Genomic DNA, 19,701 nt, shown 5'->3' with positions numbered 1-19,701 from the left:
ATTGGTCCCCGCAGCATTTGGGGATACCTGTTTGATAATGTCTGGAGTTTCTCATGGGTTGGACCCTCACCTACGATTGGTGGGCACAGAACAAGCCGACAAAGCTGGGCCGGACCGGCATGGGCGCCGCGCTCAAGGCTTACACCACCGCCGAGAAGACCTTTCTTTCCTCGCTGGCCGATGCCTCGGTCGAAGATGCCGAACCCTATGCCGCCTACCGCGCCGCCTGGGCCGCGCTGGAACAGGTGGAGGAATGCCGGCTGGAAGCCGTGGGCCAGGCCGGTCTGGCGCATATGGGCTTTGCGCCGCTGCTGAAGCCGCAGGTGATCACCACGCGCCAGCAGCGGCTGCGCGACGCAATGTACGATTTCCTGGCCAACGGGCCGGGCGGCATCGATGAACTGGTGTACCTGTCGGAACGCTGCAAGGACCACATGTGCAGCCATGCCTCGAAGGTGTCGCGCTTCGAGCGCGCGCAGATGGCGGCGGCGCGCTGCCGGATCCCTGCCGCCGTGCGGCGCCTGCAGGCGCTGCGCTCGGATATCGAAGCGGCGATGAAAAGCGGGCTGATCGCGCCCGAGGCCGTGGTCGACCGCTCGAGCCTGTTGCACGAGAGGCTGAAGGCGCTGCCGGGCGATTTCTCGGCCCACCTGAAGGCGCTGGCGAAGCTGCGCAGCGCCGGGCTGCGGCTGAGCCACCAGAAGAAGCCGCTGTGGGAGTGGCTGAAGCGCGCCGACGCCGTTCTGGCCGAGGTCTACTGACCCTTCAGTCCGCGCCTTCGCCTTCTGCCGCCAGCAGCGCGGCAAGCCCCGAGCGGTAATCGGGATAGCGCAGCGCGATCCCCAGCTCTTCCTTGATGCGGTCGTTCTTCACCCGCTTGCTTTCGGCATAAAAGCTGCGCGCCATCGGCGTCATCTCGGCCTCGTCAAAGGGAATTTCGGGCGGCAGCGGCAGGCCCAGCAATTCGGCGGCATGGGCGATGACCTCCTGCGGCGGGGCTGGGTCGTCGTCGCAGAGGTTGTAGACCGCGCCCGGGTTCGGGCGGTCGATCGAGGCCAGCAGCACCTGCGCGATGTCGTCCACATGGATGCGCGAGAACACCTGTCCCGGTTTCACGATCCGTCGCGCGGTGCCGTTGCGCACCTTGGCAAAGGGCCCGCGTCCCGGCCCGTAGATCCCGGCGAGCCGGAAGATATGCAGCGGCAGCCCGGGGATCGCCTGCCACTCGGCCTCCGCCGCCTGCCGCCACTTGCCGCGGCGGGTCGAGGGCTCCAGCGGCGTGTCCTCGTCCACCCAGCCGCCGTCATGGTCGCCGTAGACCCCGGTGGTGGAAAGGTAGCCCACCCAGTCGAACTGGTCCGCGCGGGCGGCGATCTGGTCGCGGAAGGCGTTCAGAACCGGATCGCCCTCGCCCCGGGGGGCCACGGACGTCAGCAGGTGCGTGACCCCGTCGAGCGGGATCTCGGCGTCGCCGGGCCAGATCAGCGGCTCGACCCCGGTCGCGGCGATCCCGGCCGCCTTTTCGGGCGAGCGGGTGGTGCCGATGACGCGCCAGTCGGAGGGCAGGAGCGGCACAAGCGCGCGGGCCGAAAAGCCGTGGCCGAAGGAAAGCAGGGTCTTGGTCATGGGACCTTTGTGCGAGGCGCGGCGCGGGATGTCCAGTGGGGGAAGGGGGCGCTGCCCCCGTCGCCCTCGGGCGACTCCCCCGGAGGTATTTGCGGCCAGGAAGACGACATGTGGGTACATCATGCCCGGGACCTGCGCTGCTGTCGGCTGTCGGGATGAGGTATTTGGGCAAAGATGAAGCAGGGGGACGGTGAGAGGGGGCGCTGTCGTGCGGGTGGTGGGGTTGCACTTCGGGGCCGGGCGCGGTTGTTTGGGGGATGACTTCCAAAGATACGGGCCTCGAGGCCGCTTATTCCCTGCAGACCCCCGACGACAATCGCGATCTCTATGCGCGGTGGGCGGAGGATTACGACAACAGCTTTGCCGCGGCCGAGGCCTATGCCCTGCCGCAGGCCACCGCGCGCGCCTATGCGGATGCGGGCGGCGCCGGGCCGGTCCTGGACGTGGGCGCGGGCACCGGGCTTTGCGGCGTGGCGCTGGCACAGGCGGGGATCGCGCCGGTGGATGGCGTCGATATCTCGCCCGAGATGCTGGAGGTGGCGCGCGGCAAGGGCTGTTACCGGGATCTGCTGGAGGCGGATCTTTATGTCGGGGTCGGCGTGGCCGATGGCACCTATCCCGGCGTCGTCTCGTCCGGGACCTTTACCCATGGCCATGTGGGTCCCGAGGTGCTGGAGGAGCTGTTGCGGCTCGCGGCGCCGGGGGCTGTGTTTGCGCTGGCGATCAACGGGGCGCATTTCGAGGCGCATGGTTTCGATGCCGCGCTGACGGCGCTGGGGGACCGGATCTCCGGGCTGTCGCTGCCCGAGGTGCGGATCTACGGCGACGGTGCCACGGGCGAGCACAAGGACGACATGGCGAAGATCGCCGTCTTCCGGAAGGTCTAGGCCGGCTGCGGCATCCCCGTTCCCGCCCCTTTGCGCGGGCGGGACCGGATCAGCAGCATCGTCATGATCGCGATGTTCAGCCCGTTCCAGGCGATGCCGTTCAGGAAGGCCAGCTGATAACTGCCGGAGATGTCGTAGATCCAGCCGCTCATCCAGCCGCCGAGCGCCATGCCGAGGATCGTCAGCATCAGCAGGAAACCCACGCGCCGCCCCGCCTCGCGCGCGGGGAGGAATTCGCGCACCACCAGCGCGTAGGAGGGCACGATGCCGCCCTGGCTGAGGCCGAAGACGGCCGAGACCACGTAGAGCGACGCCATCCCGTCCCACGGCAGGTAGAGCATCAGCGCCAGGCATTGCAGGACCGAGCCGATCAGAACGGTGCGCACGCCGCCGAAGCGGTCGGCCACGAGGCCCGAGAGGATCCGGCTGATCACGCCGCCCAGCAGCATCAGCGACAGCATCTCGGCGCCCACGGCGGGGCCATAGCCCAGGCCCACGCAATAGGCCACGATATGCACCTGGGGCATCGCCATCGCCACGCAGCAGCTGACCCCGGCAACGCCAAGCGCCAGCTGCAGCATCCGCGGCGACAGGCCGGTGCTGCGAGCGCGGGTGGCGGCGGCGGCCTCGGCGGCGGTGTGGGCCTCGTCCGGCAGGCGCCGGCGCAGCATCAGCGCCAGCGGGACCACCACCGCCAGCGTCACCGCGCCCAGCACCAGGTAGACGTCGCGCCAGCCGCCGCTTTCCAGCATTCCGGCCAGAAGCGTGGGCCAGATCGCGCCCGAGAGGTAGTTGCTGCTGGCCGCCAGGGCCACGGCGATGCCGCGCCGGCGCAGGAACCAGTGCGAGATGTCGGCGATCAGCGGCCCGAAGCCCGCCGCCGTGCCCAGCCCCAGCACCAGATGCGCCAGCGACAGGGTCATCAGCCCCGGCGCCAGCACGGCGACCCCGTAGCAGCAGGCCGAGACCAGCGCCGAGGCCAGCAGCGAGCGGGTGATCCCGACCCGGTCCACCAGCCGCCCGACCACCAGGTTGCCGACGGCAAAGCCCACCATGGTCAGCGTGTAGGGCAGGGCCGCCTCGGCGCGGGTCAGGCCCAGCTCGGCCTCGACCGCGGGCATGATCAGCACCACGGCCCAGATGCCCACATTGGCCACGATCCCGACGACCATCGTCAGGCCGAGGCGCATCCAGGCATAGCGGCTGTCGTGCAGGGCTTCGGTCATGGCGGCACGCTAGTGCGCGGGCCGCGGCTTTCCAAGCCCGCTCAGCCGGCCCAGTCGGCAAAAGCCGCCGGCCCGTCGCGGAAGACGTTGATGTCCACCGGCCCCGTCACGCCCGGGACCGAGCCCGTCCCGGTGTATTGCCAGATCTTCCAGTCCTGCCCCGGGTAGGTGATATGCGGCTCTCCGGCGACCGAGCGCAGCCAGAAATCCACCCGCCGCAGCCTGCCGATATAGGTGTCCTCGTAGAAATCGAGCGCCGTGTAGATCACCGGGCGCTTGCCGTAATGCTGCTCGATCATGCGGACGAAGATCTGCGCCTCGGAGCGGACGACGGCGGCCGGGGGGCGCGTGGTGCAGGTGGGCGAGAACGGGTTCCATTCCATGTCCAGCACCGGCGGCAGGGCCTGGGGATCGCGCGGCACGTTCTGGATGAACCAGCGGGCCTGTTCCTCGGCCGAGCGGCAGAAGTAGTAGAAGTGATAGGCGCCACGGGGGATCCCGGCGCGGCGGGCGTTGCGCCAGTTCTCCTCGAATTTCGGGTCGACCATGTCGCCGCCCTCGGTCGCCTTGATGTAGGCGAAGGAGATGCCGGCGCGGCGCACCTCGGGCCAGTCGATCGTGCCCTGATAGCGGGCGACGTCGATGCCGTGGATGCGGTAACGGTCGGGGCCGCCGTTTTCCCACGCGTGCGGCTTGTAATCGTCGAAGCGGCCGGCGGGATAGGCCGTGCCGCCGTCATCGGACGGCGCGGGGCCGCGGCTGCCGCAGGCTGCGATGACCAGCGCCAGGGCCAGCGCGCCCAGCCAGGTGCCGCGTTTCACTGCATTCGGTTGACCCATGGTCCTGCTCACCTCGTTGCCCGGAACGGTTGATCCGCTCTTGGGCTGACTATAGCGCGCGGCGGTCGGCCTCGCCACAGCGACAAGGCCCGGACCGGGGCGGATTTGCGCCGCGCCGGATCGGTCCGCGGCGCCAGGGCCGGACGGGACTGCACGGGTTATGATTTGAATTGCCCGCGTTTAGATGCACGTCAAGGTTGAGCATCGGGCCCGTGTTAACGGGTTGGCAGGGATATTTTGCGACCCCTGAAAGCGGAACGGGGAGCGGGCAGGTCCGAAGGGCTGCAGGCAGGCCGCGTGTCGGGGCTGGCACGGCACTGGCGTGGACGACCGTGCTTTGACCTCGCTCGTTGTTGCTTGCGCACGCCATGGTGGCGCGCGCGATTCATGCGGCCCGGGGCACGTTGTCGCCGGACCGCCCGATCAGGGAGCGACCGGAAGAGGAGGCCCCTCGCCGGGTGACCACTGACCGGATGATTGACCGGAGTTTGAACATGGCACCCACGAAAACGGAACCCAAACAGACCGCGCCCGGGACCACCGGCATGCGCCGCATGACGCGGGCGCTGATCCTGGACGACAGCGAGATCGACATCCTCCGCCTGCGCAAGTTCTGCCGCAAGGCGGGGCTGGATTTCGACATCGACGCGGCGCAGACCATCGACCAGATGCGCGACCTGCTGGATGGGGCGGAATACGACATCGTCTTCATCGACTATCACCTGGGCTTCGACACCGGGCTGGATGCGCTGGCGGTGGTGCAGGCGCATCCCGACCAGGTCAGCGCGCTGCCGATCATGGTGACCAGCGTCACCGATCATTCAACCGCGATCGAGGCGATGCGCAGCGGCTGCGCCGATTACATCGTCAAGGAAGAGCTTACCGTTTCGGCCCTGCAGAAATCCGTGGCCTCGGCGCTGGAGCGGCGGATCGTGCTGGCGATGACCAGCGAGGCGCAGGTGATGGCCTCGACGCTCAAGGCCTCGGTCGAACGCTTCGTACGGTCCTGCGGGCCGGAAACCCGCGAGCTGATCGGCGGGCTGCTGGCCGGGATCGCCCGGCTCAAGACGGACGAGATCGACGGCGATCTGCGCATGCGGCTGACCATGGTCGAACGCGGCTGCCTCGACATCGTGACGCTGTGCGACGACATCGCCACGCTCACGCTCGGTTTCCAGGACGAGCGGCTGGTCCTCTCCCGCCTGCAATAGGGGGGCGCATGGGGGGCATGCTGCACCGGGTGACGCTGAGGTTTCGGATCCTGGCCGTCATTGTCGCCCTGGCCTGCGGCTCTGTGATGGTCCTGGCCGGACTGCACCAGCTGGGGTTCCGGACCTGGCTGCAGGCCGAGAGCCTGGCCCGCCTGGAACTGACCGGCACGCTTTACGCCGAGGGGGTCGGCGCGGTCTTCGACATGATGCAGGAGGACGCGGCTGAAAACGCCCGTTTTCCGTCGGTGGGCGCGATCGTGCGCGCCTATGCCGAAGCCGGCGGGATGGATCCGGCGATGGGCGGCGATGCCACCGCCCAAAGCGAAGAACGGTTGGCGGCCGTGTTCGCCGTCTTCCTGCGCACGCGGCCGCATTACACGCAGATCCGGCTTATCGGCCGGGCCGATGACTGGCGCGAACTGGTCCGGGTCGACCGTGGGCCGGACGGGCCGCAGATCATGCCGGCCGAGATGCTGCAATCGAAAGGGCACCGCGACTACCTGGACGGGATCGCGCGAATGGGGGTGCGCAGCAGCTATTTCTCGAACGTCGATTACAACCTGGATTTCGGCGAGAGCGACGGCACCGTCACCATCCGCGTGGTGCAGCCTGTGCTGGACGATGCGGGCGATCTGTTCGGCGCGATCGTGATCAACGCCGATTACGAGGCCATGCTGCAGGGGGCCGCGCCCGACCTGCCCAAGGGCCTGGCCGTCACGATCATCGATCACGATGGCGCCTACATGACCTTTTCCGATGACCGGCCCCCTCCCGTTCTGCGCTTCCGGGACGATCCCGGCTGGACCCTGCCGCGCGACTGGGAGCTGGCGAACCAGCGGCCCGGCGAACAGCGGTCGGGGATTGTCGGCGATCAGGCCTATGCCTCGGTCCCGATCCTGCGCGAAAAGGCCGGCAGCCCGCATTGGCTGAACGTGGTCACCCGGATGCCGGCGGCGGCGCTCTTCGCCCCGGCGCGGCAGCAACTGCTGCGCGACGGCGCGACATCGCTGGCCCTGCTGCTGGTGGTGGGCCTGCTGGCGGTCCTGTTCGCGCGGAGGCTGACCCGGCCTCTGACCGCTCTCGACAAGGCGGTGCGCGCACGCGGCTCGCGCGGGGAGCGGATCGATTACGAGATCCGGTCCGAGGACGAGGTCGGCACCCTGGCACGCAGCTTCATGGAGATGACGGACGACCTGATCCGCGAATCCGCCCGGCTGGAGGCGCTTCTGAACAGCGCCTCCGAGGGGATCATCATCATCGGCGCCGATGGCATCATCAGCGAGGTGAACCCCGCCCTGGCGCGGATGTTCCGCCACGACCGGGACGATCTGGTCGGCGCGCCGCTGACGATGCTGATGCCGCCCGAGGAACGCGCCGACCACCAGAGCCACGTCGCGCAGGCCGCCGCCCTGGGCCGCGCGCCGGCGATGAAGCCGCTGCGGGTGGTCTGGGGCCAGCGCAAGGATGGCAGCCGCTTCCCGCTTGAGGTGTCTCTGGGCCGGGCCAGGTACGACGGGCAGGTGCATTTCATCGGCGTCGTGCACGATAACTCGTTCAAGCACGAGGTCGAGCGGCAGCGCGAGGTCCTGATCGACGCGCTGCAGCGCTCCAACACCGAGCTTGACCAGTTCGCCTATGTCGCCTCGCACGATCTGCGCGCGCCGCTGCGGGTGATCGACAATGCCTCGCGCTGGCTCGAGGAAGACCTGGAGCCGCACCTGACCGAGGACACGCGCGAGAGCCTCGACATGCTGCGCAACCGGGTGCAGCGGATGGAACGGCTGCTGGACGACCTGCTGGAACATTCGCGGATCGGGCGCGTCGACACGCCGGCGGTGATGGTGCGCGGCGATCGCATGATGGAGGACCTGCGCGCGCTGGTGGCCATCCCCGAGGGGTTCACGCTCGAAGTCTCGCCAGCTTTTGCCGACATCGAGCTGCCCTCGGCGCCAATCGAGACGGTGCTGCTGAACCTGGTGAGTAACGCGTTCAAGCACCATGACCGCGATACCGGCCTGGTCCGGGTCGAGGTGGAGCAACGGCCGGGTGCCTTCGTCTTCCGGGTGGAGGACGACGGCCCCGGCATTCCGGAGGAATTCCAGTCCAAGGTGTTCGAGCTGTTCCAGACCCTGCGTCCGCGGGACCAGGTGGAAAGCAGCGGCATGGGGCTGGCGATGGTGCGCAAGTACGTGGACCTGGCGGGAGGAGAGATCTCGATCCGCTCGGACGGAGAGCGGGGCACGACCTTCGTCCTGATATGGCCGCGCACCAATCTGACTGTGAAGGAGGCAGCAGCATGATGATCCGAACGGATCTGCAGGGCGACAAGCGGGCGCCGGGTGACCGGCCGGACGACAAGGGCCTGCTGAACATCATCCTGGTCGAAGACGACGATGGCGACGCCAAGGCGGTGCGGCGGGCCTTCGACAAGGTGAAGATCGCGAACCCGATCCACCGGCTGGTCGACGGGGTCGAGGCGCTGGCGTTCCTGCGGGGCGAGACGGGGACGCCGCCGGCGACCTATGTCATCCTGCTGGACATCAACATGCCCCGGATGAACGGGCTGGAGATGCTGGAAGAGCTGCGCAAGGACCCCAAGCTGCGCCGCGCGGTGGTCTTCATCCTGACCACCTCGAACGACGACCGCGACCGCTGTGCCGCCTATGCGCGCTACGTGGCGGGCTACATCCTGAAGAGCCGGGCGGGGACGGATTTCCTCGAACTGATCGAGACGCTGGATCACTACTGGCGAATCGTCGAACTGCCGGACATGTCGCGCCCGGCGATGGGAGGCTGAGATGTCGGGCGGCTCGGGGGGCGAGGCCGGTGTGTCGGTGCTGATCGTCGACGACGACGCGGGCGACCGCAAGCAGCTTCGCCGCCTGCTGGCCCAGGCACTGCCGCGGGCGCAGGTGTTCGAGGCCGAGGATGCCGGCGCGGCCGAGGCGTTCGACGCCTGCGAGCCGGACCTGATCCTGCTGGACCACATGCTGCCCGGCACTACCGGGCTGGAGCTGATGAGCCGGCTCTCGGCGCCCTGGCCGAAGGCGGCAGTGGTGATGATGACCGGCCAGGGGTCGGAGGAGATCGCGAAGGAGGCGATCCTGAACGGCGCCATCGACTACCTGCCCAAGACGGGCCTGACCGAGGAGCTGCTGCGCCGCGTGGCGCTGTCGAGCATCGGCATCGCCCGCTCGCGCTGGTACGCCGCCGAACGCCAGGCCGAGCTGTCCTCTTTCTGCGATGTTCTGATCCACGACTTCAAGGCGCCGATCCGGTCGGCCGAATTCCTCGCCGAACAGATCGTGGAAGACCTGGAGGACGAGGACCTCGACAGCCTGAGCCAGTCCGCCCAGCTGCTGCAGAAGACCGCGCGCCAGATGTCGGCCCTGGTGCAGAGCCTGGCCACCCATATCCGCGCCGACCGCAGCACGGCACCGGTTGAAAGGGTCTCATTGGAGCGCGTGGTGGATACCGCGCTGACGGCCCTGCAGCGCGAGATCGCCGAGAACGGTGCCGAGGTCACGGTCGACACCGCGGCGCTGCTGGTCTGCTGCAACCCGGCGGAGCTGGCGCAGGTGCTGCAGAACCTGCTGGCCAACGCGATCAAGTATGCCGGTGGCCGCCGCCCCGAGATCCGGATCACCGCCGCCCGGCTCGACCGCCCCGACGAACCGGAGCGGGCCGAGATGCTGCGGCTGTGCGTGGCCGACAACGGAATCGGCATCCCGGCTGAAAACGCCCGCGCCGTGTTCGACCCGTTCAAACGCCTGCCAAGCGCGCTGGCCGTCCCGGGCACGGGTCTGGGGCTGGCCACCTGCCGCAAGGTCGTGAAACGCTACGGTGGCCGTATATGGTGCGAGCCTGGGCGCGAGGTGGGAACGGTGTTCTGCATCGAGCTGCCGGTTGACCTGCCCCGCGCAGCGGAAGACGTGGCCCCGACGTCAGGTCAGACCGCGCGCGCCTGACGCGCGACCAAGCCGCGCGCGCCTGAAGCACGACACAGGTCCCATCTACTTCTGCGGCCCGGCCCTGGCACGCGCGGTGGAGGCATCATCCTGATCCGAATTGGAATCCTCCTGTCGGTGGCCGATTGGGTTGCGACTGCGCACGCGGGCCGATCGCAGCGTTTCACCTGCCGAGGGGAACGGACCGCGCAGCGAAAGCCCGGGCCCGAATCAGAAGAGCACTGTCAATTGGAATTTCATGTATCTCTGCCGATAAGCGGGTCGGCGCCGTCCGTGTCGCACCGGATTTGCCGCATTCTGGCGGCGCAAAGGGGGTAATTTAACACTTTAAAGTTGAATATGACGCGAATTAGAGACAGACTGTCTGGATGCAGGAAATGGCCTTTTGGGCCGGAGGAGCAACATGTTTTTCACGACGTTGCGCGCATGACCGGGGCACTGGACAGCATTGTGCGGCTGGAGGCAGTGGATGTTGCCACGGGCAGGTCCGAGACGCTGTTGCAGACCAACCTGCCGCTTCAGTCGCCCTCGTGGTCGCCCTGCGGCCGCTACCTGATCGCCAATGCGGCGGGGCGGCTCTACCGGATCATGCTCGACCGCGAGAAGCGGGTGCTAGAACAGATCTTCGTCGACCTCCTGCAATCCTCGCACAACGATCAGGCGATATCGCCCGACGGGACCCGGCTGGCGCTGACGCACAAGACGGAGCTTGGCCGGGCCGCGGTCTATGTCATGCGGATGGACCGGTGCTCGGCCGAACTGGCGGTGGCCGAGGTGCCGGCCTGGTTCCACGGCTGGTCGCCCGACAGCAGCACGATCATCTACGCCTGCGAGCGCAAGGGCCGCTGGGCCATCGGGACCTGCGCGGCCGAGGGCGGGCGCGAACGCATCGTGATCCAGGCCGAGGAGGGCACCGGCCACATTTACGACGCGCCGGAATTCTCGGCCGACGGCAAATGGATCTGGTTCAACTCGGACCGCTGCGGCCAGATGGCGCTGTGGCGGATGCGCGTCGATGGCACCGGGCTGCAGCAGATGACCGAACCCGAGGGCGAGGACTGGTTCCCGCATCCATCGCCCGACGGGCGCCATGTCTGCTATCTCAGCTATCCTCGCGGGACGCGCGGGCACCCGGCGCGCCAGCCCGTGGCGCTGCGGGTGATGCCGGCCGAAGGCGGGCCGTCGCGCCGGCTGCGCAGCGCCATCGGCGGGCACGGCTCGATGAATGCACCGTGCTGGTCGCCGGACGGCCGGCGCTTCGTGTTTTCCAGTTTCGGCCTCCCGGTCGATGCCGCCGATGCGATGCCGAATGGGGCCTACAGGGGCGCGTGGCCATCACCGACCCGGATGCAGGGCGCATAAGACGGCCCCGTAACCGATGCTGCGGGCGGTATCCGGTGCCATTCTGCGCCCCTCATGCAAAAGTGCATTGTGGAAGGCGAATTGCACGCCCAGCGAATGATCCGGATGAATTGCCAGCCAAGTGCCGTTTTGCGGGCGATAGCGTCTATTGTGTCTAGGTGATTGTTTCTGAATGAAGGATTGCCTTTTCATCCGGATTCGGGATGAATGTCGGCACCTTTTTGTTCAACTACAGGGTGATAATGTGATCAAACTCTCGCGACTGGCCGCTCTTGCGGCGCCCGTCCTTTTCGCCACCGCGGCCTTCGCCGAGGATCCCAAGCTGCCGGCCCAGGGCGACACCTTTACCGCGTTCGGGCACAGCGGCGACTGGTATGTCTTCACCGACGTGAGCCGCGGCAGCTGCCTGGTGGAAAAGACCGACGCCTCCGGCAATGTCGTGCAGATCGGCCTGACCGAGGACAACAAGCACGCCTATATCGCCGTCTATGCCCTGATCCCCGAGGATCTGCGCGGCAAGCGCGAGAAGCTGACCGTCGAGGTCGCAGGCCAGACCCACACCGGACGCCTCTGGCCCTGGCAGCGGCACAAGTCGGACGCCTATTCGGGCGGCTACCTGCTGGCTGACAGTTTCGATCTCTTTGCCCAGTCCGAAGAGGTGACCGAGATCATCGCCTTCCCGAAGGAAGAGATCGAGGTGACGATCAGCCTGGACGGCAGCGCCGAGGCGATCGAAATGGCCAAGGAATGCATCGCGGCGCAAAGCTCCTGACCGGGGGCGGTGCCGCGTGACGGCGGCGCGCCGATGACATGAGACGGAACAGGGGCTGCGGGACCATGGAGGTCCCGTGGCCCCTGTGCCATTGAGCTGGCGGCCGGCAGACCCGCGTGTCGGCCAGAACATCTTGCCGCGCGTTCCCCGGGTCCTGCCAAGCCGGTTTGTCATCCACCAGAAGTGGTTGCGGCTGTCGAGCGCCGCAAGTTCTGGCTGTCAGGCCACGCGGTCCAGGTAGGCCATGCCCATCTTGTAGAAATCGTCCATGTACTGGCCGAAATGGATGGGCGGATAGGCCGCCTCGGTCCCCGGCTCGATCAGCTGCGGGACCGGGGCGATGATCGCCTCGTAATCGGGGTTGGCGAAATACGGCATCGAGTAGCGCGCGGTCGTGGCGCGGTTGACGACCCGGTGCAGCGTGGACACGAACCGCCCGTTGGTCCAGCGCATCATCATGTCGCCGATGTTGATGACATAGCTTCCCCGGATCGGCGGCGCGGCGACCCATTCATGCTCCAGGTGCCCGACCTCTAGCCCGCCTGTCTCGTCCTGCATCAGGATGGTGAAGGCGCCGGTGTCACGGTGTTCGCCCGCGCCGATCTGCACGTCCTCGGGCCTGTCGGCGGGCGGGTAGTAAAGCAGGCTCTGCTGGATCAGCGGGCGGCGGTAGAAGGGTTCAAAGAACTCCTCCGGCAGGTCCAGACCCAGCGCGAAGGCGCGGCGCAGCACGTTCGACAGCACCTCCATCTCGGCCATATAGGCCTGTACAGTGTCGTTGAAGCCCGGCAGGTGATCGACCCAGCGGTTGGGCTGATGCATCGGCTTGCCCATCAGCACGTCGGGGTCGTTGGCGGCCAGGTCCAGCATCAGGCGATAGGTCTGGATCGACCCGCCCACCGCGCCGCCTTCGCCTTCCATCTTCGACGGCACATAGCCCCGCCAATGGTCGCGCGTCGCAGCACTTTCCATCCGCTTTTCAAACGGTTGGTCAAAGAACGCCTTGTTGGCGCCAAAGGCGTCGTCGATCAGCCCCTGCGAAACCCCGTGGCCGGTGATGTAGAAGAACCCGACCCTGCGGCAGGCCTCGGCGATCTTGGCGGCGACCTTCTGCCGGGCCGCCAGCCCGCCGGACCGAAAGGGATGCAGGTCGATCACCGGGATCTCGGTCACGTCGATGCCCCGGGCCTGATCATAGGCGGTGGGAAGCTTGGTCATGGGGTGTCTCCCTCGTCTGGCAGAAGCGTTTCAAGAAGGATCTTCAGCGCCGCGGCCTGGTCGGCCAGCGCCATGGACGGCAGGGCGCGCGGGGTCATCGGCGCCAGGTCACCGCCCGGGGGTGCGGTATCCATGAAGCGCACGACCTGTTCGGGCAGGTAGGGCAGGTGGAAGAAGCCGGTGGGTCCGCCCAGCCCCTCGGCCGCCATCGCGCCAAGCGCGCAATAAAGCGTGGCGTTGCACAGATGGGTGCCGGCGAAATGTGACACCCGCGCCGGGTGCCCGGCGTCGCGCATCGCGCGCACCAGCGCGCCGGCATCCCAGGTGGCCAGCCGCCCGTCCGGCCCGTCGGGTTCGATCGGGCGGCCATCGGTGGGCCGCTCGCCGAAATTGTCCGCCACGCCGAAATCCAGCCGGTTGATCGACGCCGTCTCGCAGCGCAGCACCGGCTCTCCGGGAGCGAGGCCAAGGGCCACGAGCCCCACCGGCCGGTGCTTGGCCACCAGCCGCCGGATGTTGCCCGGCACCTCGGCCAGCTTCACCTCGGTCGCGACGGCGACGACCTTGTGCGGGCCGATCTCCAGCCCGTCGACCTTCGCCAGCAGCTTCTGCGAGGGGCTGTCGGGCAGCCCGGCAAAGGGCTTGGACCCGGTGACAAGTATCGTGCCCATCAGCTCTGTCCCCCGCGCTGGCATTCGATTCGCATGATCATGTTCCGATCCCTCCCGCGTTCAGGCGTCCTTCGTCCATCCGACCATGACAGGCCCCCCGTGCACAATTCACGTGATGCGCAACATCTGTGCAGCTGCGGGCGGAATGGGCGAAATGATCGACAATGTCAGGATTATCGAAAATCCGGACCATGGCTGGACGCGCGGCGCTTTGTGCAGGGCTGATCCGGTGCTTGGCTCGGGGCAAGGGTGCCCTCACCGCCCGTTCCGATCGATGCTTCGAAAGGCCTGCTCATGACCTCTCCCAAGTTCCGACTGCTGTCCGCCCCCCGCCTGTCCCGCCGCCACCTTCTGAAATCCGCGACCGCCGGGGCCGGGGTGATGATGCTGCCCATGGGCCTGCCCGGCCGCGCCGCCGCGCAGGACATGGACAAGGTCACGCATCAGCTGGGCTGGGTGAAGTCGATCCAGTTCGGCGGCCATTTCGCCGGGATCGAACAGGGCTATTTCGCCGAAGAAGGCATCGAGGCCGAATTCCTCGCCGGCGGTCCCAACGGTATCGGTTCCGACGTGGCCGTGGCCTCGGGCCAGGCGACGACCTCGGACACCGACGTGCAGGGCGTGATCCGGGCCAATATCCGCGACGTGCCGGTGATGGCCTTCGGCGCCATCATGCAAAAGGCCCCGGGCGCGGTCATGTCGCTGGCCGAAAACCCGATCAAGGGGCTGGAGGATTTCCCCGGCAAGACCATCGCCCTGCCCGACGGGGTGCGGCCCCAGATGTCGGGCCTGTTGGAGGCCGCGGGGATCGACCCGGCCTCGGTCACCTATGTCCCCGTCGGCACCGATCCCGGCATCCTCGCCGCGGGCCAGGTCGATGGCTACTACGGCTGGGCCACGAACCAGGGCGTGATGCTGCAGACCCGCGGCGTCGATATCGAGGTCGCCTACATGAACGACCTAGGCGTGCCCGGCTATGCCGGCGTGCTGATCGCCACGAAGGAACAGGTCGAAACTGACCCCGACCTGCTGATCCGCTGGCTGCGGGCCGAGATCCGGGGCTGGCAATGGCACCTCGACCACCCCAAGGAGATGGCTCAGCTGATGGTCGAGAAATATGGCCAGCGCGGCCTCGACCTTCAGGCGCAGACGGCGGAATCGCTGATGATGTCCGACTTCGTGCCCGTGGGCGACGCCGCCGAGAACGGGCTGCTGTGGATCGACCCGGGTGTGTTCGAAGAGGGTATCGCCTCCATCGTCGCGGCGGGCGAGGTCGAGGAGGGCGCGATCACCGTGGATGACGTGATGACCCAGGACCTGATCCGCGAAGCTCACGCATCACTCAGCTGATGGCCGGCGGCGTGACCACCCTGGAGTGCGATGCCCTGCTGCGCGGCCCCGGCGCGGGTGGCCCGAAACGGGTCAGCTTTGGCGAAAAGGTGACGGCGGTCGAACCGGGCCCCGGCGGCAGTGGCCTCGTGATGATGCCCGCGCTGTGCAACGCCCATGACCATGGGCGGGGCCTGCGCAGCGCGGCCTTCGGCGCCGGTGACGACACGCTCGAGCTGTGGATCGCCCGGCTGGAATTCGAACCCAAGGTCGATCCCTATCTGCGCGCCGCCGTGGCGCTGGCCCGCATGGCGCAATCCGGCATCGGCGTAATCAACCATTGCCACAATGCCCAGGATCCCGCGCGCCTTGTGCAGGAGGCCGAGGCCGTCGCGAAGGCCGCCAGGGATATCGGCGTGCGCGTCGCCTTCGCCGTGCCGATCGCCGGGCGCAACCCGCTGACCTATGGCGACCCCGCCGCCTTTCTCGACGCTCTGCCGCCCGCGCAGGCCGAGGCTCTGAAGGCGAAGGTCGCCAACCGCCCCAGCTGGGACAGGCAGCTGGAGGATGCCGAGCGCATCTTCGACCTCGCCTCGCCCTGGTTCCTGCCGCAATACTGCCCGACCGGCCCGCAATGGGTGGATGACGACGTGCTCGCCACCATCGCCGAGCGCTCCGAGCGGCTGGATCGCCGCGTTCACATGCATCTCTTCGAAACCGAGACGCAGCGGCAATGGGCCGACGCCACCTATCCCGGTGGCCTGATCCCGCATCTCGACCGGATCGGCCTGCTGTCGCCCCGGCTGACCTTGGCCCATGGCGTGTATCTGGATGCCGACGATTGCGCCCTGCTGGCCGAACGCGGCGCGATGGTGTCGGTCAACACCTCGTCCAACCTGCGGCTGCGCTCGGGCATCGCCCCGGTGAAGACCTTCATGGACACCGGTCTGGGCTGGGGCATGGGCCTGGACGGCATGGCCTTCGACGATGACGAGGACGCCCTGCGCGAACTCCGCCTGCTCTGGCAGCTGCAACGCGGCTTCGGCCTCGACCGGATCGTCTCGCCCGACCGTCTCTGGCAGGCGGTGCTGTCCGACGGCCGCCGCGCGATCCTCGGGCCCAACGACGGCGGCACCGTCACCCCCGGCGCCCCCGCCGACCTGCTGGTGCTGAAGACCGGGCGCATCCTGCACGACGTCCTGCCGGGCCGGGCCGATGTCTTCGACATGTTGCTGACCCGGGCCACCAAGGCGGATGTCGAGGCATTGTATGTCGGTGGCCGCGCGGTGGTCGAGCATGGCCATGTCACCGGCATCGACCTGCCCGCCGCCGAGGCCGCCCTGCTGGACGAAGCCCGCGCAAAGATGACCGACATCGACACCGATGCCGCCGCAAGGGCCGAGGCCGCGCGCATCGCCTATTACGGCGCCGGCTGCCATTGCCACGCGCCCGACCGCGAAAGGCAGGAGGCATGAGCGACATCACCCTATCGGATGTCGGCATGATGTTCGACATCGGCCACCGCAAGATCACCGCCCTGCGCGGCATCGACGCCGTCCTGCCCTCGGGCAGCTTCACCGCGCTGATCGGTCCGTCGGGCTGCGGGAAATCCACGCTGCTGCGCCTGATCGCCGATGTGCTTGCGCCGACCTCCGGCGAGATCCGGATCGGCGATCACGCCCCCGATGCCGCCCGCAAGCGGCACGAGATCGGCTTCGTCTTCCAGGATCCGACCCTGCTACCCTGGCGCTCCGTGGTCGAGAACATCCGCCTGCCGGTCGAGGTCGCCGGCCAGCCCGCCGCCCGCCAGCCCGAAGAGCTGGTGGAGCTTGTGGGGCTCAAGGGCTTCGAACAGGCCCGCCCCGCGCAACTTTCGGGGGGGATGCAGCAGCGCGTCGCCATCGCGCGGGCGCTGGCCCTGTCGCCGAAGGTGCTGCTGATGGACGAACCCTTTGGCGCGCTTGACGAAATCACCCGGCAGAAGATGAACATCGAACTGCTGAACATCTGGCGTGAGACCGGCACCACCGCCGTTCTGGTCACCCATTCGATCAGCGAGGCGGTCTTCATGGCCGACCGCGTGCTGGTGCTGTCGGCCAACCCGGGCCAGGTGGCGGACCGCATCGACATCGACCTGCCGCGCCCCCGCGCGCTGGACCTGATGCAGGACCCCGCCTTCCACGCCCATGAAAACGCGGTCCGCGCCGCGCTGTTCAGCGGGGAAAGGACAGCCGCATGACCGCCGGCCTGCGCAGCGCATTGCCGCCCGCGCTGGTGCTGCTGGGCCTCGCCCTGCTGATGGAGGCCGCCAAGGCCGCCGGCCTCCTGCCCATCACCGTCCCCGCGCCGACCCAGGTGCTGGCCGTCATCCCTGCCCAATTCGCCGATCTCGTCTACCATGGGGCCGCGACGCTGCGCTCGGCCCTGCTGGGCTATCTCTGCGCCGGGCTGGTGGCGGGGGCGCTGGCCTCTGTCGCCCTGCGCTTCCACGGCGCCGAACGCCCGATCATCAGCTTCGGCCTGCTGGTCGATTGCTTTCCGCTGATCGCGCTGGCGCCGATCTTCGTGATCTGGCTGGGGCAGGGGATGCTGCTGCATGTGACGCTCTCGGCCATCGCCTCGTTCTTTCCGCTGCTGCTGGGCACTGTGAAGGGGTTTCGCGCCACAGATGCCAGCACGCGGCAGCTGTTCCACGTCATGGCCGCCACGCCCATGCAGCGCCTGCGCCTTCTGTCGGTCCCCGCCGCGCTGCCCTATATCTTCCAGGCGATGAAGATCGCCGCGCCGCTGGCCCTGCTGGGCGCGCTGATCGCGGAATGGATCGGCGCCGAACGCGGCCTGGGCGCGATGATGATCTATGCGCTGTTTTCCTTCAACGTGCCGGTGGTCTGGCTGACGATCCTGACGGTCTGCGGCCTTTCGGCCCTGGCCTACGGCCTGATCGCGCTGGTGGAATCCCGTGTGATCACATGGGAGGTCCGGGGCGATGCCGGGGGGACCGATGGCTGAGGCGACCTCCGACGCGCCCGCCCCGCCGCGCCGCCCCTTCGCCATGGCGCGGTCCGGCAGACTGACGGGTCTGGTCAAGCTCTTGCTGGCCGTCGCGGTGATCGTCGCGCTTTGGCAGGCGATCATCTTCTGGTGGCAGGTCCCCGCCTTCATCGCGCCCACGCCGGGTGCGGTGGCCGGGGCGTTTGTGTCCCATTTTCAAGAGATTGTCTCATCTATCGCCTATACCCTGCGCTCGGTCCTGCTGGGCATGGGGTTGGCGCTGATCCTTGCGCTGATCCTCGCCGGGCTGTTCACCCTGTCGCCGCTTCTGTCGCGCGCCCTGCTGCCGCTGGTCATCATCCTGCGCACCGCGCCGATCCTGGCCATCGCGCCGATCCTGATCCTGATCTTCGGCCGGGGGCTCACGACCTCCATCGCCGTCGTGGTCATGGTCTCCTTCTTTCCGATCATGGTGAACGCGGCGAAGGGGCTCGGCTCAACCCCGCCGAACGCGCTTGAGCTGATGCGCGTCGCCGGTGCCACCTGGGGCCAGACCTTCCACAAGGTCCGGCTGCCCTACGCGCTGCCTTACGTCTTCACCGGCATCCGCCTCGCCTCCGCCGGGGCGGTGCTGTCGGCGATGCTGGCCGAATGGCTCTCCGGCGCGCCGGGGATCGGCACCTTCATCCTCGAAGCGTCGTCCTACCGGGACCAGCCCAGGATGTGGGCCGGCGTCGTCACCTCGGTCATCTCGGCCGTGGCCTTCTTTGCCCTGACCACGCAGGCGGAACGGAGGCTGGCAGGATGAGCGGCGCGCTCGCGGGGCAGACGATCTTTGTCACCGGCGCGGCCAAGGGCACGGGGCGTGTGATCACATTGGAACTGGCCGGCGCCGGGGCGGACATCGTGCTGGCCGGACGCGACACCGCAGCCTGCGACCGCGTGGCCGAGGAGGTCCGCGCCATGGGCCGCCGCGCCGCCGTGGTGCCTTGCGATGTCACCGACGAGGCCGCTGTGATCACAGCCGTGGCCAAGGCGCAGCGGGCGATCCCCTCGGACCACTGGGGGCTGGTCAATATCGCCGGCGGCACCGGGCCGTCCGGGAAGATGTTGTGGGATCATGACCTTGCCGAATTCGAAGAGGTCTATGCCGTCAATGTCACCGGCCCCTTCCTGACGATGAAACACCTGCTGCCGGTGATGAACGGCCAGGGCCGGGGCTGTGTCATCAACATCGGCGGCACCTTCGGTTTCAAGGGCGTGCGCCAGGCCTCGGCCTATGGCTCCACCAAGTGGGCGCTGCGGGGGCTGACGAAATCCGCCGCGCTCGAGGCTGGGGCATATGGCGTGCGGGTCAACATGGTGTCGCCCGGCGGGGTCGAAGGCCCGCGCCTGACCCGGCAGCTGGGCGAACAGGCCGCGCGCGAGGGCATCGCGCCCGAAGAGGCGGTCGACCGCTTCCGCGCCACCTCGGCGCTGGGGCAATTCAGCACGGATCAGGACGTGGCGCTGGCGGTGGTGTACCTGATGGGCCCCGGCGGGCGGAACGTCACCGGGCAGGACCTGCTGGTGGACGGGGGCACGATCGTCTGATGTGTCCC

General features: G+C 68.1%; 19 protein-coding genes. 14 read left to right on the top strand and 5 right to left on the bottom strand.

Features of this window, described 5'->3' with window-relative positions; genetic code table 11:
- Positions 1–53 precede the first annotated feature (53 nt).
- Positions 54–761 carry a hypothetical protein gene (locus tag ATO3_RS13645; protein WP_088650401.1) on the top strand — a complete coding sequence of 236 codons (708 nt, stop codon included), beginning with the start codon at positions 54–56 and terminating at the stop codon, positions 759–761.
- Positions 762–765: 4 nt separating this feature from the next.
- Here the strand turns inward: ATO3_RS13645 and ATO3_RS13640 are convergent, their stop codons facing one another.
- Complete coding sequence (locus tag ATO3_RS13640; protein ID WP_088650400.1) at positions 766–1,626, bottom strand: SDR family oxidoreductase; 861 nt, start codon at positions 1,624–1,626, stop codon at positions 766–768.
- 257 nt (positions 1,627–1,883) lie between these two features.
- Here ATO3_RS13640 and ATO3_RS13635 point away from each other — a divergent pair, with 257 nt between their 5' ends.
- The gene (locus ATO3_RS13635; protein WP_088650399.1) at positions 1,884–2,513 is read left to right on the top strand and encodes a class I SAM-dependent DNA methyltransferase; all 630 of its coding nucleotides are present in this window, start codon (positions 1,884–1,886) and stop codon (positions 2,511–2,513) included.
- On the opposite strand, the gene ATO3_RS13630 is transcribed toward ATO3_RS13635, so the two are convergent.
- Positions 2,510–3,739, bottom strand: coding sequence for an MFS transporter (locus tag ATO3_RS13630; RefSeq protein WP_088650398.1), 1,230 nt, complete (start codon positions 3,737–3,739; stop codon positions 2,510–2,512). The genes ATO3_RS13635 and ATO3_RS13630 overlap by 4 nt on opposite strands.
- Positions 3,740–3,780: 41 nt before the next feature.
- Positions 3,781–4,578: a glycoside hydrolase family 25 protein gene (locus tag ATO3_RS13625; protein WP_088650397.1), complete on the bottom strand. Its 798-nt coding sequence runs from the start codon at positions 4,576–4,578 to the stop codon at positions 3,781–3,783.
- Between the two features lie 494 nt (positions 4,579–5,072).
- On the opposite strand from ATO3_RS13625, the gene ATO3_RS13620 reads away from it, so the two are divergent.
- The 6 genes from ATO3_RS13620 to ATO3_RS13595 all read left to right on the top strand — a co-directional run bounded on the left by ATO3_RS13620 (position 5,073) and on the right by ATO3_RS13595 (position 11,891).
- A complete protein-coding gene (locus ATO3_RS13620; RefSeq protein WP_158217966.1) occupies positions 5,073–5,789 on the top strand; it encodes a response regulator in 717 nt (238 codons plus the stop codon).
- Between the two features lie 8 nt (positions 5,790–5,797).
- Positions 5,798–8,089 carry a sensor histidine kinase gene (locus ATO3_RS13615; protein WP_088650395.1) on the top strand — a complete coding sequence of 764 codons (2,292 nt, stop codon included), beginning with the start codon at positions 5,798–5,800 and terminating at the stop codon, positions 8,087–8,089.
- On the top strand, positions 8,086–8,586 hold the full coding sequence (locus ATO3_RS13610) for a response regulator (RefSeq protein ID WP_332888700.1): 501 nt from the start codon (positions 8,086–8,088) through the stop codon (positions 8,584–8,586). The genes ATO3_RS13615 and ATO3_RS13610 overlap by 4 nt, the downstream gene beginning before the upstream one ends.
- A gap of 1 nt (position 8,587) precedes the next feature.
- A complete protein-coding gene (locus ATO3_RS13605; protein WP_088650394.1) occupies positions 8,588–9,757 on the top strand; it encodes a sensor histidine kinase in 1,170 nt (389 codons plus the stop codon).
- Between the two features lie 426 nt (positions 9,758–10,183).
- Entirely contained in the window at positions 10,184–11,119 is a 936-nt protein-coding gene (locus tag ATO3_RS13600; protein WP_158217965.1) for a TolB family protein, read from the top strand.
- Positions 11,120–11,363: 244 nt separating this feature from the next.
- Positions 11,364–11,891: a hypothetical protein gene (locus ATO3_RS13595; protein ID WP_088650392.1), complete on the top strand. Its 528-nt coding sequence runs from the start codon at positions 11,364–11,366 to the stop codon at positions 11,889–11,891.
- Between the two features lie 219 nt (positions 11,892–12,110).
- Here the strand turns inward: ATO3_RS13595 and ATO3_RS13590 are convergent, their stop codons facing one another.
- On the bottom strand, positions 12,111–13,109 hold the full coding sequence (locus ATO3_RS13590) for an isopenicillin N synthase family dioxygenase (protein WP_088650391.1): 999 nt from the start codon (positions 13,107–13,109) through the stop codon (positions 12,111–12,113).
- Positions 13,106–13,780, bottom strand: coding sequence for a pyroglutamyl-peptidase I family protein (locus tag ATO3_RS13585; protein ID WP_158217964.1), 675 nt, complete (start codon positions 13,778–13,780; stop codon positions 13,106–13,108). Before ATO3_RS13585 ends, ATO3_RS13590 begins: the two co-directional genes overlap by 4 nt.
- A 294-nt stretch (positions 13,781–14,074) precedes the next feature.
- Between ATO3_RS13585 and ATO3_RS13580 the strand changes: the two genes are divergently transcribed.
- From ATO3_RS13580 to ATO3_RS13555, 6 genes are read left to right on the top strand one after another with little or no spacing between them, the layout of a single operon-like run.
- Positions 14,075–15,130 (top strand): ABC transporter substrate-binding protein, encoded by a 1,056-nt coding sequence (locus ATO3_RS13580; protein ID WP_088650389.1) that lies wholly within the window; start codon positions 14,075–14,077, stop codon positions 15,128–15,130.
- 11 nt (positions 15,131–15,141) lie between these two features.
- Positions 15,142–16,584, top strand: a complete 1,443-nt coding sequence (locus ATO3_RS13575) for an amidohydrolase family protein (protein ID WP_158217963.1) — start codon at positions 15,142–15,144, stop codon at positions 16,582–16,584.
- The gene (locus ATO3_RS13570) at positions 16,581–17,348 is read left to right on the top strand and encodes an ABC transporter ATP-binding protein (protein WP_088650387.1); all 768 of its coding nucleotides are present in this window, start codon (positions 16,581–16,583) and stop codon (positions 17,346–17,348) included. The genes ATO3_RS13575 and ATO3_RS13570 overlap by 4 nt, the downstream gene beginning before the upstream one ends.
- Positions 17,345–18,118 (top strand): ABC transporter permease, encoded by a 774-nt coding sequence (locus tag ATO3_RS13565; RefSeq protein ID WP_088650386.1) that lies wholly within the window; start codon positions 17,345–17,347, stop codon positions 18,116–18,118. Before ATO3_RS13570 ends, ATO3_RS13565 begins: the two co-directional genes overlap by 4 nt.
- The gene (locus ATO3_RS13560) at positions 18,111–18,908 is read left to right on the top strand and encodes an ABC transporter permease (protein WP_158217962.1); all 798 of its coding nucleotides are present in this window, start codon (positions 18,111–18,113) and stop codon (positions 18,906–18,908) included. The genes ATO3_RS13565 and ATO3_RS13560 overlap by 8 nt, the downstream gene beginning before the upstream one ends.
- Entirely contained in the window at positions 18,905–19,693 is a 789-nt protein-coding gene (locus tag ATO3_RS13555) for an SDR family NAD(P)-dependent oxidoreductase (protein WP_088650384.1), read from the top strand. The genes ATO3_RS13560 and ATO3_RS13555 overlap by 4 nt, the downstream gene beginning before the upstream one ends.
- The last annotated feature ends 8 nt before the right edge of the window (positions 19,694–19,701 follow it).

The sequence above is a fragment of the Marinibacterium profundimaris genome (genome assembly GCF_002210095.1).
In the GTDB taxonomy this organism is placed as follows: Bacteria; Pseudomonadota; Alphaproteobacteria; order Rhodobacterales; family Rhodobacteraceae; genus Marinibacterium; species Marinibacterium profundimaris.
Note: the sequence above shows the minus strand (reverse complement) of the source record. Positions and strands in the feature narration are given on the sequence as shown.